Annotated in this window: 14 protein-coding genes; 8 read left to right on the top strand and 6 right to left on the bottom strand. The window is 47.6% G+C overall.

The window, feature by feature from the left end:
• Positions 1-117 precede the first annotated feature (117 nt).
• On the bottom strand, positions 118-852 hold the full coding sequence (gene kdsB / locus BMW71_RS22240; RefSeq protein WP_092178742.1) for a 3-deoxy-manno-octulosonate cytidylyltransferase: 735 nt from the start codon (positions 850-852) through the stop codon (positions 118-120).
• A gap of 187 nt (positions 853-1,039) precedes the next feature.
• On the opposite strand from kdsB, the gene BMW71_RS22235 reads away from it, so the two are divergent.
• The 3 genes from BMW71_RS22235 to BMW71_RS22225 all read left to right on the top strand — a co-directional run bounded on the left by BMW71_RS22235 (position 1,040) and on the right by BMW71_RS22225 (position 4,263).
• Complete coding sequence (locus tag BMW71_RS22235; RefSeq protein WP_092178741.1) at positions 1,040-2,926, top strand: CocE/NonD family hydrolase; 1,887 nt, start codon at positions 1,040-1,042, stop codon at positions 2,924-2,926.
• Between the two features lie 91 nt (positions 2,927-3,017).
• Entirely contained in the window at positions 3,018-3,566 is a 549-nt protein-coding gene (locus BMW71_RS22230; protein WP_092178740.1) for a ferritin, read from the top strand.
• Positions 3,567-3,729: 163 nt separating this feature from the next.
• A complete protein-coding gene (locus tag BMW71_RS22225; RefSeq protein WP_092178739.1) occupies positions 3,730-4,263 on the top strand; it encodes an META domain-containing protein in 534 nt (177 codons plus the stop codon).
• A 119-nt stretch (positions 4,264-4,382) separates the two neighbouring features.
• On the opposite strand, the gene pncA is transcribed toward BMW71_RS22225, so the two are convergent.
• The 3 genes from pncA to BMW71_RS22210 are packed head-to-tail and all read right to left on the bottom strand — an operon-like array spanning position 4,383 to position 7,369.
• Positions 4,383-5,015, bottom strand: a complete 633-nt coding sequence (gene pncA / locus BMW71_RS22220; RefSeq protein ID WP_092178738.1) for a bifunctional nicotinamidase/pyrazinamidase — start codon at positions 5,013-5,015, stop codon at positions 4,383-4,385.
• Positions 5,005-6,486, bottom strand: coding sequence for a nicotinate phosphoribosyltransferase (locus BMW71_RS22215; RefSeq protein ID WP_092178737.1), 1,482 nt, complete (start codon positions 6,484-6,486; stop codon positions 5,005-5,007). The genes pncA and BMW71_RS22215 overlap by 11 nt, the downstream gene beginning before the upstream one ends.
• A 58-nt stretch (positions 6,487-6,544) precedes the next feature.
• Positions 6,545-7,369, bottom strand: a complete 825-nt coding sequence (locus BMW71_RS22210) for a DMT family transporter (protein ID WP_092178736.1) — start codon at positions 7,367-7,369, stop codon at positions 6,545-6,547.
• Positions 7,370-7,519: 150 nt separating this feature from the next.
• Between BMW71_RS22210 and BMW71_RS22205 the strand changes: the two genes are divergently transcribed.
• Entirely contained in the window at positions 7,520-7,963 is a 444-nt protein-coding gene (locus BMW71_RS22205; RefSeq protein WP_092178735.1) for a peroxiredoxin, read from the top strand.
• A gap of 41 nt (positions 7,964-8,004) precedes the next feature.
• On the opposite strand, the gene BMW71_RS22200 is transcribed toward BMW71_RS22205, so the two are convergent.
• Positions 8,005-9,348 (bottom strand): Gfo/Idh/MocA family protein, encoded by a 1,344-nt coding sequence (locus BMW71_RS22200; RefSeq protein WP_092178734.1) that lies wholly within the window; start codon positions 9,346-9,348, stop codon positions 8,005-8,007.
• A gap of 152 nt (positions 9,349-9,500) precedes the next feature.
• A complete protein-coding gene (locus BMW71_RS22195; protein WP_092178733.1) occupies positions 9,501-10,262 on the bottom strand; it encodes a 3-keto-disaccharide hydrolase in 762 nt (253 codons plus the stop codon).
• A 265-nt stretch (positions 10,263-10,527) separates the two neighbouring features.
• On the opposite strand from BMW71_RS22195, the gene BMW71_RS22190 reads away from it, so the two are divergent.
• The 4 genes from BMW71_RS22190 to BMW71_RS22175 all read left to right on the top strand — a co-directional run bounded on the left by BMW71_RS22190 (position 10,528) and on the right by BMW71_RS22175 (position 13,411).
• Positions 10,528-11,706 (top strand): aspartate aminotransferase family protein, encoded by a 1,179-nt coding sequence (locus BMW71_RS22190; protein ID WP_092178774.1) that lies wholly within the window; start codon positions 10,528-10,530, stop codon positions 11,704-11,706.
• A 54-nt stretch (positions 11,707-11,760) separates the two neighbouring features.
• A complete protein-coding gene (gene msrB, locus BMW71_RS22185; protein ID WP_092178732.1) occupies positions 11,761-12,168 on the top strand; it encodes a peptide-methionine (R)-S-oxide reductase MsrB in 408 nt (135 codons plus the stop codon).
• Positions 12,169-12,278: 110 nt separating this feature from the next.
• A complete protein-coding gene (locus tag BMW71_RS22180; RefSeq protein ID WP_092178731.1) occupies positions 12,279-12,872 on the top strand; it encodes a CCDC158 family protein in 594 nt (197 codons plus the stop codon).
• Positions 12,869-13,411, top strand: coding sequence for a 5' nucleotidase, NT5C type (locus tag BMW71_RS22175; protein WP_092178730.1), 543 nt, complete (start codon positions 12,869-12,871; stop codon positions 13,409-13,411). Before BMW71_RS22180 ends, BMW71_RS22175 begins: the two co-directional genes overlap by 4 nt.
• Positions 13,412-13,534: the final 123 nt, after the last annotated feature.

Genomic DNA, 13,534 nt, shown 5'->3' with positions numbered 1-13,534 from the left:
CCTGGAAATGCGCTTCGATATACACCTACTCTGCCTTATTTGCATCCATTACCACCTCCCGACTCAGGTGGCCATTACGGTAGGGATACGGCCTTGAAACAGCGGGCAAATCCTGCATTAAGAGGGGTTTAGGGAATCGTAATACCGGAGAGCCCGCTCCAAATCTTCGGGCACATCGATGGCAATGGCCTGATGACTGGTCTCTACCATCTTTATCGCGTAGCCGTTTTCCAGCAAACGCAACTGTTCCAGCATTTCCACCTTTTCCAGCGCGGATTTTTCCCAGGAGGTAAATTTCATCAACAGCGCTTTTTTGTAAGCATAGATACCGATATGCCTGAAATAATCCGGGCTGCATTCCTCGTTGCGTTGGTAGGGGATTGGCGAACGGCTAAAATAGAGTGCGAAGTTACGGGCATCGGTGACTACCTTCACAAGGTTTGGGTTTTGCACCTGGTCCCTGTCGGAAATCCGTGCCATTAGGGAGGCTACGGATACCCTGTCGTCCGTAAAGGCGGCAACCAAATCGGAGAGGGATTTTTTATCCTGAAAGGGCTCATCCCCCTGAACGTTTACGATAAGGTCAGCATCCAGGGATGCCGCAGCTTCGGCAATTCGGTCGGAGCCACTTTCGTGCTCCCGGAGACTGCGGTATACCTGCCCACCTTCCCGTTCGATTGCGGTGGCGATGTCCGGATGGTCGGTGACCACCCGGACCTCATCAAACACACCGGTGGCCAGGGTGCTCAGGTATGTTCGGGCGATCAACGGCTTCCCCCTCAAATCAACCAACAATTTGGCTGGAAAGCGGGTGGCGCCAAATCGTGCAGGAATTAGTGCAACGGTTTTCATTTATTTGAATTACTGGTTTAACTTTATCCCTGAATAGGAAATGTGCTCCTTTTGCCCAACGTGCGGAAAAATCCGTTTCATCGAAAAAAGGTTAAACAAAACTAATCATTTTTAATCCAATTGAAGTTCTAACCTTTTAAAAAAGGGAGCGTTTCTAAAAGGACTACGTGTAAACTAACAAACAAAAATGAGACAAACACTTACCAGAATGGTGCTATTGGGCGCATGGATGCTACTATCCGTGTCGTTTTCCCAGGCACAAAGCGATGATTACGTAAGAGAAAATTACGTGAAAGCCGAATACGACATCCCAATGCGGGATGGGGTAAAACTGCGCACCGTGGTATACAGTCCCAAAGACACCTCGGTGAAATACCCCTTTCTGATGCAGCGAACGCCCTACAACGCCGGCCCCTATGGAGAGGGGAACATGCGTAACACGCTTGGCCCTTCCCCCTTTCTTATGGAAGACGGTTATATTTTTGTTTACCAGGATGTACGCGGCCGCTGGATGTCGGAAGGTCGGTACGATAACATGCGGCCAACCGTAGGCGAACGCACGGGCGATCCAAACGAAATCGATGAAAGCACGGACACGTACGATACGATTGAGTGGCTACTTGAGAATGTAAGCAATCATAATGGAAAAGTAGGACAGTGGGGAATCAGCTATCCCGGCTTTTACAGTGCAGCGGCCCTGCCCTACGCCCACCCGAACCTGCTAGCCGTTTCTCCTCAGGCACCCATCGGCGATTTTTACTTTGATGATTTTCACCACAATGGTGCCTATTTTCTGAGTTACTGGTTGGCGACTTCCGTGTTTGGGTATCAAAAAGAGGGACCAACAGACGAAGCCTGGTACGAAATGGTCAACCCAGGCACCAACGACGGTTACCAGTTTTTTATGGACATGGGTTCCCTAAAAAACGCAGACAACTACTACGGCACGGATAATTTCTTTTGGCAACAACTAAAATCGAATCCGGATTACAATGAATTCTGGCAAAAACGGAGCATCATCCCCCATTTGACAGACGTAAAACCGGCAGTGATGGTCGTGGGTGGCTGGTTTGACGCGGAAGACCTGTATGGCCCACTTACGATATACAAGACCATTGAAAAAAACAATCCGGACACCTACAATACCCTGGTTATGGGCCCTTGGTCCCATGGGGATTGGTCCCGGGAACGAGGCCATCAGACCGTTTCCAACATGTATTTTGGTGATTCCATTTCCACCTGGTACCAAAAAGAGGTAGAATATACATTTTTCACCCATTTTCTAAAAGGAGAAGGGGATAAGAATACGCGCCTTCCTGAGGCCTATGTATTCAATACGGGCACCAACGAATGGGATCAATTCGATACCTGGCCGCCAAAAGAAAGCAGCTGGGAAAGCTTTTTTCTACAACAAAACGGCGGGTTATCAACCGATTTACCCGAAGGTAACCGCTTCTCCTCCTTCGAATCCGACCCAGCCAATCCGGTTCCCTATACACAGGATATCAAATTAACCTTTACCCCGCGAAAATACATGGCCGACGATCAGCGCTTTGCCGCGAGGCGACCCGATGTACTGACATTCGAAACACCTGTGCTAGATGAGGACCTTACGGTAGCCGGTGAGGTACTCGCTCAACTTAAAGTAGCTACCTCTCAAACGGATGCCGATTGGATTGTCAAGGTCATAGATGTATTTCCAGGGGACTACCCCAACCACGAATACGTTTTAGACGGCGTTGACATGGGAAATTACCATCTCATGGTGCGTTCTGAGGTGATACGGGGTAGGTACCGGGAGAGTTTTTCCGATCCGAAACCCTTTGTGCCCGATCAGATTACGGATGTGGATTTTCAACTCCAGGATATATACCATACCTTCAAAAAGGGCCACAAACTTCAAATTCAAATCCAGAGCACCTGGTTTCCACTGATCGATCGGAATCCCCAAAAATACGTGCCCAATATATTCGAAGCCGAAGACAGTGACTTCGTCAAAGCCCTCCACAAGGTATTTCATACGGAGGACTTTCCCAGTAAAATCAACCTGATGGTTTTGCCTTCGGGTAAATAATTGGAAACTTTCGCGCGGATTTCCGCGTAAAACACGTATTCGGCTTGGAAAAATTGTTATTTTACATCCGATAAAAACAGCGTATATACCTATGAAAACGACAGAGAAAGAAATCGTCACCTTAAAAAGGTCCTTACTAATCGACACCGAGAATAAGCTCAATAAACAAGTGGAAATGGAAGGGAAATCCTCTGCCTACTACTTGTCCATGGCCTCCTGGGCAGATATGCAGGGGTTTACCAATTCAGCCCGATTCCTCTACGATCATGCAGAAGAAGAACGGGGTCACATGCTGAAACTGTTTCGCTACATCAACGAAGCCGGTGGACATGCCATTCAACCAGAGATAACGTCCATACGCCAGCACTTCAATTCGCTGCGGGAAGTATTCGAATTGATTCTGGAACACGAAATCGAAGTCACCAAATCGATCAACACAATCGTTGACCATTGCTTCAATGTGAAGGATTTTGCAACCTTCAGTTTCATGCAATGGTACGTCACCGAACAACGTGAGGAAGAAACGTTGGCAAGAAGAGCCCTCGAGATATTTGACATCATCGGAGAGGAAGGGATTGGTCTATGGACCATTGATCAGGAGTTGGGCAAATTGCACGCCACTACCGATAGCCAACCTTGATTTACTAGCTGTTTCTGTAATAGACCCTTTAGCGTATTTCGTCCTAAAGGGTCTTTTTTTTATTTTTCCCATACAGCATTGGGGAAATGGCTTAATTTTTGACCAATTCGTTTTAATCTTCTTAATTAATTGGTATATTTCACTTAACAATAACCCAATAACCATGAAAAAAATATTCCCTATATGGATGGTATTGTTTTCAACGTTGGCAGGTTTGGGATTCGCCCAAATACCGGATATCGTAGAAGTCGAGCCATTTCCTGAACGCGCACAAAAATCCACTTCCCAAAAGGACCTGGAAGGGCTTTGGGAGTTGAGTTACATCTACGACAAGTTCAAGCCTTTTGATGAATTATTTCCGGACAAGAAGCCCACGCTCTATTTTGATACCGTTAACAAAACAGCGGTGGGCCATACCGGCTGCAACATCTTTAGCATCCTTACCTATTTGGAAGGAAACGGTATTGATGTTTTGGGATTTCAGGGAATGACTGAAAAATGGTGCGAGGGAGATGGTGAAGACATTTTTTTAACCGTACTCAAGTCCGCACACACCTTTAAAATCGACGATGAAGGAACGCTTTCGTTTTCCTGCGGCAATCTGGAAATCATGAAGATGAAGAAACTGAACGATAACCAAAGTCATCCTTTTTCTATTCCAAAAATTCTGGCCTTAAACCGTCCTTCGCTTTATTAAGCAAGGTTTGCTATTGGTAGAGGTTACATGTGAACTGTACTGCCCAGTTGTACACGATGACTGGCCAAAAAACCTTTGCCTATGAATTCAGCTAGTTGCCAGCGGTAAGCTGCCCGTTTTCAGGCCAACTCGGTAGATTTTACCAGTATAGCTCCCTCGTTTTTCATTTCCTGAAGTGCAATTTCCGTATCGCCGGGCGAGAGATTTACACCCTTGGTCGCATCTGCTACAAGATAGGTCTCAAAACCCAGTGTAAGGGAGTCCATCACCGTGAACTTTACGCAATAGTCCGCCGCGAGTCCCGAGATGAATACCTGTTTAATCCCATGCGTACGCAAATAGGCCCCCAATCCGGTATCTCCTTGACGGTTATTATCAAAAAAACCACTGTAGGAATCTACCTGTGGACGGGTGCCTTTTTGGAAAACCTTCCGCCAGGAATCGGTATGCAAGGCTGTGTGAAAGGCCGCTCCGTGGGACCCCTGTACACAATGAACCGGCCAAAGTACCTGACTAACGCCATTCAATTCGATAAATTCGCCTATTGCTTTACCGGGATGGTTGGCGGCAAAACTGCTGTGATCTTCCGGATGCCAATCCTGCGTGGCCACGACAAAATCAAACTTTTGTTGCAAACGATTGACAATCGGGATAAGGGTATCGCCGCCGGAAACAGCCAGGGCCCCTCCCGGTAAAAAATCGTACTGCAGGTCCACGATAATCAATGCACTGGTTTTACGATCAATCTCCATTGTCCAGGGATTTTAATTTCAACACGAGGGACGTACGGAATTCGTACAAACCAGCTTCCAGGCCAACCGGGTAAATGTGCGGATTGATCAGTCGTTTGTGTGTTTTATCGAAGGCCGCCAGCCGCCTTTGTGCACGCTCCCGAATTTGATGAATACTTGGCCGTTGGTATACTTTTACGCCTTTTGCAAAGATGGGTTTTAGCAGGATTTCGGTTTCTGCATGTTCGACCGAAATCTTTTTTCTCCGGGTAGGGTCAATAGGATCGATAATGGTCACCGTGTTGCCATGCTTGCCGCCTTCCAGGTAAATCATGTCCGCCATGGCCTTTCCATTTGCCATAAAGCGCATCACGTTATGGTATCCGGGAATATTTATCTTTATGGATTGTTGGGACAATTTTATTTTCGGTACCCACTCCCCCTGTTGGTTTTTTAATGCAGAAAGCTTGTACACCGCTCCAAGCGCCGGTTGCTCGTATGCCGTAACCAATTTCGTTCCAACCCCCCATATATCAATGGAAGCCTCCTGCATCTTGAGCGAGGTGATAATGTGCTCATCCAAATCATTGCTGGCTACAATTTTCACTTCTGGAAAACCCGCCCTATTCAACATCTCTCGCGCCAGGTTGCTAAAATACGCCAAATCGCCTGAATCGATACGAATTCCCTTTAGCTGCTTTCCGCTATCTCGTAGTTTTCGGGCAACAGTGATGGCGTTTTTTACACCCTGTACGATATCATAGGTATCGACCAATAAAATGGTATTGTCCGGGAATGTTTCGGCATAGGCCTCAAAAGCTGCTATTTCGCTACCGAAAGACATGATCCAGCTATGGGCATGTGTACCCGAAACCGGAATATCAAATAATTTGGCGGCCATCACGTTAGACGTAGAGGCACAGCCACCGATATACGAGGCCCTACTCGCAGCCAAGGCCCCGTCAATTCCCTGGGCCCGTCGCAAGCCAAATTCCATCACGGGATCCCCGTTTGCAGCCAGTACGATACGCGATGCTTTCGTAGCAATAAGCGTTTGGAAATTAATGATGTTCAATAAGGGGGTCTCCAATAGCTGACACTGAATCAATGGCCCCCTGACCCGAACCAGTGGCATGTTTGGAAAAACTACCTCTCCTTCTTCCACTGCGTCGATATCGCAACTGAAGGTCATCTCCCGTAAATAGTCAATAAATCCAGGCTCAAAAACCCGCCGACCGTTGCTATCGACCATGTCTGCTAAAAACGCCAGGTCTTTGTCCGCAAAAGTCATGTTTCGGCAATAATCGATGATGTAATCGAGACCGGCTGCCACGGTAAACCCACTTTGAAAGGGGTTTTTTCTAAAAAACAGGTTAAAGATCGCTTCCTCCTCTGCCTTGCCAGCCTTCCAGTAAGCATAGGCCATTGTAAATTGGTAATAATCGGTCAGCAAAGTCAGCGAACTTTGGTAAAGATCTTTGGTGATTTTCATAAAAGGCACAAATAAAATTCAAATTTACAGGATTCAATGGCTTATGCCATGGTTTATCCTATTTATTTGTGGCTGGCGCCCGGGAATGAAGAAAGTTCAAAATGACCCCGGAAAGCACCAATAACATCCCTCCATACGTCCACACGTTATAGGTCTCGTCAAACAATACGAAACCAAAACCAAGCGCATAGATGATTCCTACATAATTCAGGCTGGCAACTTTTGCCAGGTTTGCATTTTGGTAGGCCATGGTCATGTAGTACTGAGCAAACTGGGTAAGAACACCAATCAGCAACAGCAATACCCAGTCCCAACCCTGCGGTACAACCCAAAAGAAATAGCTAACCAATCCGGCTATGGGAATGGTAACCAATGGGAAATAAAAAACAATAACCAGGGGATGCTCGGTGTTTTTCAATTTCCGAATCACGTTGTAAGCAAGTCCGGAAAATAGCGCGGAAACGATCCCAATACCTAAAAACAGCGGCTCAATTCTGGGGTCAAACCCTTCGATCATGAGTACCCCGGAAAACGCTACAGCAAAGTAAAAAAACTGGATCGGTCGCACCCGCTCCCTGACAATGAAGATTCCCAAAATACTGGTAAAAACCGGCCCGAGATACTGGATGGTCACCGCGCTGGCCAGTGGAATGTGTTGCAGCGTGTAAAAAAAGGTAATCAGGCCAATGGATCCGACCACACCTCTTAGGATCAACAGCTTTTTGTTTTTCCCCAACACGGGCACCTGCTGCTTTTTTAGTAGTAAATAACTAAACACGAAACTAAAAATTGAGCGAAAAAGGATAATTTCTATAGCAGGAATGTGTGGCAAGAACTTGACTGTCACGTTCATCAAGGCGAAAAAAAATCCAGCCAGCAGCATGTGCCGGGCACTTTCATTGCTCAAAACAAGTAGTTTAGATGGGTGCGCACTATTCCATTACATGCCAAAACTAGCGCATTTGGCCCTGACATGAAAACGAACCACCATTTTTAAACTTATTTCCCCATAATTTGTTCTCTAAGAAAAATTATGGGATTAAAGATTGGACAAAAAGCACCCGACTTTACCTTACCAAGCACCTCTGGTAAGTTGTTTTCCTTATCAAAAGATCTATCTGGCAAGCCCTGTGTCATTTATTTTTACCCAAAGGATTTTACCGGTGGGTGTACTGCCCAGGCTTGTGAATTCCGGGATCAATTCGAAGATTTCCGGGACCTGGATCTCCCCGTCATCGGTATTAGCAGGGACGATATACCGACACATCAGCGGTTTAAAAAAACCCACAACTTGCCCTTCGAACTATTGTCCGATAGCTCGGGAAAAGTTTGCGCTTCCTACGATGCCCTTGTTCCGCTGATACGGATCCCCAAGCGAATCACCTATCTGCTGGATCAAAACCATCAAATAAAGGATGTATTCCAAGACATGCTGGATGCAAAAGCGCATATAAAACGCATGCTGGAAAACTATTAATCGGAAGAAAGAGGGAAATTTCTCCCTTTCTTCCTGTAGGATCACACAGTGGGTAGCTTCCACCCGTTGTTGTAGTTCGCTTTGATCATTTTGTTAGCTTTGTTACTGGTGAATTGCCCTTTTTCCGCATCCCAGTAGATCTTTTCGCCCAACTTGTAGGCAACGTTTCCCATGTGTGCGTTGATTGCCGCTACGGAACCTGTTTTGATCCCGCAGTTGAGCATGGAAGGGTCGTTTGCTTTGATCGCTTCTACAAAATTCTTGCAATGGATACGCTGCGCATTTCCTTCCGGCTTCACCAGTTGCATGGCTTCTATTTTCTCTTTTCGCTGGCCATTTACGTTTTCTTTTTCCGCAATTACCTTCCAGCCGCCCCGATTAACAACCAGAGTCCCGTTATTACCGATAAAGGCTATGCCTTCGGTCGTTCCGTAATTGCCTCCATCTATTCCGGTAGCGTGCTCCCAAAGCATGTTGAATCCATCGTATTCGTACACCGTCTGCAGGGTATCCGGCGTCTCCGATGCGTCATCGGGATACGCCAGCTTGCCTCCGGACGCCATGATGGATTTAGGTGCGCTTACGCCCATGGCAAACAGTGCAATGTCAATTTCGTGCACGCCCCAGTCCGTCATGAGGCCTCCCGCATAATCCCAAAACCAGCGGAAGTTAAAATGAAACCGATTGGGATTAAACGGCCTTTCCGGAGCAGGCCCCAGCCACATCTTGTAATCCACCCCAGCAGGTGGTTGAGCATTGGGTTGGACAGGCACCGGCTTCATCCAACCCTGATAGGCCCAGGTTTTCACCAGCCGTATGTTGCCTAGCTTCCCCGATTTTACCATGTCGATGGCCTGTGCATATTGGGACCCACTTCGCTGCCACTGCCCTACCTGCACCAACTTACCGTACCGATCGGTGGCTTTCACCATCAGGTTACATTCCTCGATGCTGTTGGCAAGTGGCTTTTCTGTATACGCGTGTTTTCCTGCAGACAGGCTATCGATTAGATTCAGGCAGTGCCAGTGATCGGGGGTGCCTATGATTACCGCATCGATGTCCGGATCCTCCAGCATCTGCCGGTAGTCCTTGTATTGCTTGGGCCTTTTTCCCCGGAGCTTGTACACATCCTCTGTTCGTTGGTCCAGCACGCTTTGATCCACATCTGCCAGTCCGATACAATTCACCTCTGGAAGCAAAAGGTGGCTGTTCATGTTTGACCAGCCCATGCCCTTGCATCCGATGAGTCCAAAATTGATCTGGTCATTGGCGCCGATCGTACGTCTCGATTCGCCCAGGGGAATCGCGGAAAGCGCAGAGGGAAGTGCAGCCATACCGGCAGAAGCCAGAAGTGAGCGTTGTATAAAGTTTCGTCGTGATTTCATGTGTTTATACGTGTTTTTTTTTGAATTGCTACATACCTAACGATCGACATCGTATGAATCTTCGCATGCACGATAGGGTAGCTCCGCGTATCGGTAGCGTCCTGCCTCAAGCTGAGATTTGCCGTCGTGATGTGTAATTGTCGGGAATTCGATTAATCCAATTTTCTAACCCAGATATTTCTAAAGCTTACCGGATTGCTGTGATCCTGAATATGAAAGGGTAATTTTTCGGGGTGGGCTACATAGTGTGGAATGCCAATGTACTGCGTAGGTCCCCTGAGTTCCACATTGTTCTGCACCAGGATACCGTTGTGAAACACGGTGATTCTCGCGGGAGCGATCAGCATTCCATTCTGGTTGAACCGGGGAGCGGTGAATACTGCATCGTAGGTATTCCATTCGCCGGGAGCCCGCATGGCGTTGACCAGAGGGGGGTGCTGCTTGTAAATACTGGCAGCCTGCCCGTTCGAGTACGTTTCATTGTTGTAGGAATCCAGTATTTGCAATTCGTATTTTCCCATGAAGAAAAATCCGGAGTTGCCTCTTCCCTGCCCGTCTCCGACCACTTCCTCCGGAGCACGCCATTCAATATGGACTTGCACGTCACCAAACGCCTCCTTGGTCTTGATACCGCCAGTCTTCGGCGCAACGGTTAGAATACCGTCTTCTACCGTCCACTTGGGAAAACTTCCATCCCGTTCACTCACCCAGGCGTTGAGGTCGCTGCCACCAAATAATACCATGGCATCTGCCGGAGGCAGGTGATTTTCATTTCCGGGACTAACAACCTTGACCTGCGGTTCGTAAAACTCGGTTGCCTGCGGTGGCAATTTGGTTTCGTTTTGTTGAGCCAAGAGGCTGAGGGGAGCAAATGACCCCAAAAGTAACAGCAAGGGTGCGCATGTACATTTCATAGGTTTTCTTAAGTTTATGTTTTTCAAAGGATCAAATTAAGCTATTTGAAACAAATAAACCCCAATCCGAAGGAATTAATTTTGGACTTTTCAAAAAATTCCCTGCCCCCAAAATTCAGTATCTCGTCTACCTAATCCTGATGCAAATCCCTCCGATCACCGATAAGCGTTTTAAATCCGCTCGGATATCCATACTTTTGCACCAGCCGATTACTCGTCTGGGGTACCCGCAGTGGGTACCGATACCCGCATTAATTTTCTTTTCATGAACAACCGACACCTGTTTCTCTCCCACCTGGCGCAAACAACCGATTTCCCGCTCATGATCGAAATAGACCGGGCGGAGGGGGTGTTTCTCTACGGCCCCGACGGATCCAGATACCTGGACCTGATTTCCGGGATCGGGGTAAGTAATGTTGGCCACAGGCACCCAAAAGTGCTGGAAGCCATTCAACGGCAGTTGGACAAATACCTCCACCTGATGGTGTACGGAGAATACGTGCAGCAACCTCAAACACAATTGGCCCAGGCCCTGGTCGGCACCTTACCCGAACCCCTAGACAACGTATACCTGGTCAATAGTGGCAGTGAAGCCGTAGAGGGCGCCTTGAAACTGGCCAAACGGTACACCAATCGCCGGGAAGTGATTTGCTGTGAGAATGCTTACCACGGTTCCTCTCACGGGGCCCTGTCTGTTGGAGGAAACGAACAGTTCAAGCGAGCCTATAGGCCGCTGGTACCCGGAATCCGTCAAATCCATTATGGAGCGGCCGAACACCTGGATCAAATTACTGAAGATACGGCGGCTATCATTATCGAGACCATACAGGGGGAGGCTGGGGTACGCGTAGCGGATCCTGACTACTTTCGGGAATTGCGAACGAAATGTACCGAGACGGGAACTTTGTTGATCCTCGATGAAATTCAGGCTGGATTTGGGCGAACCGGTACCTTTTGGGCGTTCGAACAAATGGGGATTCAACCGGACATTCTTGTCTGCGCCAAAGGAATGGGTGGCGGCATGCCAATCGGTGCCTTTATTTCCTCCCGGGAGATCATGGGTGCGTTGAAAAGCAAACCCCTATTGGGACACATCACCACTTTTGGCGGACATCCGGTCAGTGCAGCCGCCTCGCTTGCTACGATTCAGCTTATTCACGACGAACAGTTGACCGCCACCGTGGCCGAAAAAGCCGACCTGTTTAAACGGCTGTTGGTACACCCGAAGATTTTGGGAATACGCAATCAGGGATTGATGATGGCCTTGGTTTTCGAGTCTTTCGAGGTCCTAAAACCCATTATTGACCGGTGCATCGCCAATGGTGTGATCACCGATTGGTTTCTGTTTTGTGACAACGCCATGCGAATAGCCCCGCCGCTTACCATCAGTGAAGAGGAAATCGCCTTTGCCTGCGATAAACTACTGCAATCCATCGGGGAATAGGAAACCATTCGCCGTCTCTTGCAGTTGTTATAACATAAACAAGCTACAGTTAGCATGGAAAAAAACGAACTCGATCACCTCAGCGAATCAGACTGGAAAAACAAATTGGATCCGGAAGCATACCGGGTTCTGCGTCAGAAAGGTACAGAACGAGCGTTTACGGGAGAGTATTACCTCAACAAAGCTACCGGCATTTACGAATGTCGGGGATGTGGCAACGAGATTTTTCACAGTCGCGACAAATACGATAGCGGATGCGGCTGGCCTAGTTTTACCCATCCCGTATCCGAAGACGCCATCACCGTCACCATGGACTATTCCCACGGAATGATCCGTGAGGAGATTTGCTGTGCCAACTGCGGTGGGCATTTGGGTCATCGTTTTCCGGATGGCCCTTCGGAAAAGGGAGGTATACGGTATTGCATCAACTCCGTATCCATGAATTTTAAGAAAAACCCCTAAGACGCGCACTTCTTTACCAAAAAACAAACCCTTTTCCTTTATATTTTTTTAGTTTTGCATGGTAATTGATTTGCGCTATGCATCAATAGATAACACGAAATAACCCGGCCATGAGAATTAGTTATTTTTTACTTCCCTTTTTTTTGGGTTTTCAGCTTGACGTACTGGCACAGAACACGTCTCTGGACACCGCCTCAAATGAAGGTACCATACAGGAGCAATTTGAGTACCTAAAGAAGATTTCCTCGAATTATCAGGAATACAAGGTAGTCAAACGTTCGGAACTCGATCAATTGGAAGCCAATATACGGGATTCCATTGCCCGCTATCAGGGCGTCATTCAGGAGTTGAATGCCACGCTGCAGGAAAACAAAAACCAGATCAATCAGCTCAATCAGGAAATGAGCCGCACCAATGAGCAGTTGGAGCAGGCGATTGCCGAACGCGATAGCTTTAGGATTTTTGGCTTCCTTTTGCACAAGCAGTTTTATGTCAATTTGGTTTGGGGAATCATTGCGCTGCTATTGCTGATACTGCTGGTGTCCTTTATCCGATTCAAGCGGAGCCACCGGGTCACCGCCGAAACAAAGCAAAGCCTGGAGGACCTTCGGGAAGAGTTTGAGCAGCACCGGCGAAATACGCTGGAGCGAGAGCGCAAGCTAAACCGGCAATTGGTGGATGCGTTAAACAACAAAAATTCATGAAAACCATCGCTGTGGATATGGATGGCGTGCTGGCAGATGTCTACCGGCAGTTCATTGACATGCATTTTCAGGATACTGGAGAACAACTGGATACAAAAACGATTCGCGGACTGAAGGAACGGGAGGCTTTTCCTTTATTGGAAAAACACGTGCATGCACCCGGATTTTTTGAAAATGCTCCGCTAATTCCGGGAGCAAAAGAAGCACTCAAACAAATTCATGAGCAATACAAGGTGTTTATCGTCTCTGCTGCAACCGAGTTTCCACGTAGTTTGCAGGAAAAACAATCCTGGCTCAACCGACACTTTCCCTTTATCCCCTGGCAGCAAATGGTGTTTTGTGGGTCCAAAGAGATCATCCGTACGGATATCATGATCGATGATCATTTCAAAAATCTCGATGCATTCCAGGGAAAAACGTACTTATTCACCCAACCTCACAACGAAAACGCTTCTTCCGGCAGACACCTGCGGGTCAACTCCTGGGAGGAATTGGTCGGTCTATTGGCAACCAACAAACAAAAGAAACCCTTTTTGTAGTTTTCAATCAAAAAGCGTTGCTAAACCTAAACGGCACAAACTTTCCGACCCGGGGAAAGTTATAGCAACGGTTTCTGAGGGAAGTCGACTTGATATGTCCTACAAGAAAGCGTATCTCCGCAA

The sequence above is a fragment of the Cyclobacterium xiamenense genome (assembly GCF_900109255.1).
Lineage (GTDB): Bacteria > Bacteroidota > Bacteroidia > Cytophagales > Cyclobacteriaceae > Cyclobacterium > Cyclobacterium xiamenense.
This window is presented reverse-complemented; position numbering and strand designations above follow the sequence as displayed.

Coding starts and splice junctions, on each gene's coding strand:
- kdsB (WP_092178742.1), bottom strand. CDS start 852: ATGAAAACCGTTGCACTAATTCCTGCACGATTTGGCGCCACCCGCTTT.
- BMW71_RS22235 (WP_092178741.1), top strand. CDS start 1,040: ATGAGACAAACACTTACCAGAATGGTGCTATTGGGCGCATGGATGCTA.
- BMW71_RS22230 (WP_092178740.1), top strand. CDS start 3,018: ATGAAAACGACAGAGAAAGAAATCGTCACCTTAAAAAGGTCCTTACTA.
- BMW71_RS22225 (WP_092178739.1), top strand. CDS start 3,730: ATGAAAAAAATATTCCCTATATGGATGGTATTGTTTTCAACGTTGGCA.
- pncA (WP_092178738.1), bottom strand. CDS start 5,015: ATGGAGATTGATCGTAAAACCAGTGCATTGATTATCGTGGACCTGCAG.
- BMW71_RS22215 (WP_092178737.1), bottom strand. CDS start 6,486: ATGAAAATCACCAAAGATCTTTACCAAAGTTCGCTGACTTTGCTGACC.
- BMW71_RS22210 (WP_092178736.1), bottom strand. CDS start 7,369: ATGCTGCTGGCTGGATTTTTTTTCGCCTTGATGAACGTGACAGTCAAG.
- BMW71_RS22205 (WP_092178735.1), top strand. CDS start 7,520: ATGGGATTAAAGATTGGACAAAAAGCACCCGACTTTACCTTACCAAGC.
- BMW71_RS22200 (WP_092178734.1), bottom strand. CDS start 9,348: ATGAAATCACGACGAAACTTTATACAACGCTCACTTCTGGCTTCTGCC.
- BMW71_RS22195 (WP_092178733.1), bottom strand. CDS start 10,262: ATGAAATGTACATGCGCACCCTTGCTGTTACTTTTGGGGTCATTTGCT.
- BMW71_RS22190 (WP_092178774.1), top strand. CDS start 10,528: ATGAACAACCGACACCTGTTTCTCTCCCACCTGGCGCAAACAACCGAT.
- msrB (WP_092178732.1), top strand. CDS start 11,761: ATGGAAAAAAACGAACTCGATCACCTCAGCGAATCAGACTGGAAAAAC.
- BMW71_RS22180 (WP_092178731.1), top strand. CDS start 12,279: ATGAGAATTAGTTATTTTTTACTTCCCTTTTTTTTGGGTTTTCAGCTT.
- BMW71_RS22175 (WP_092178730.1), top strand. CDS start 12,869: ATGAAAACCATCGCTGTGGATATGGATGGCGTGCTGGCAGATGTCTAC.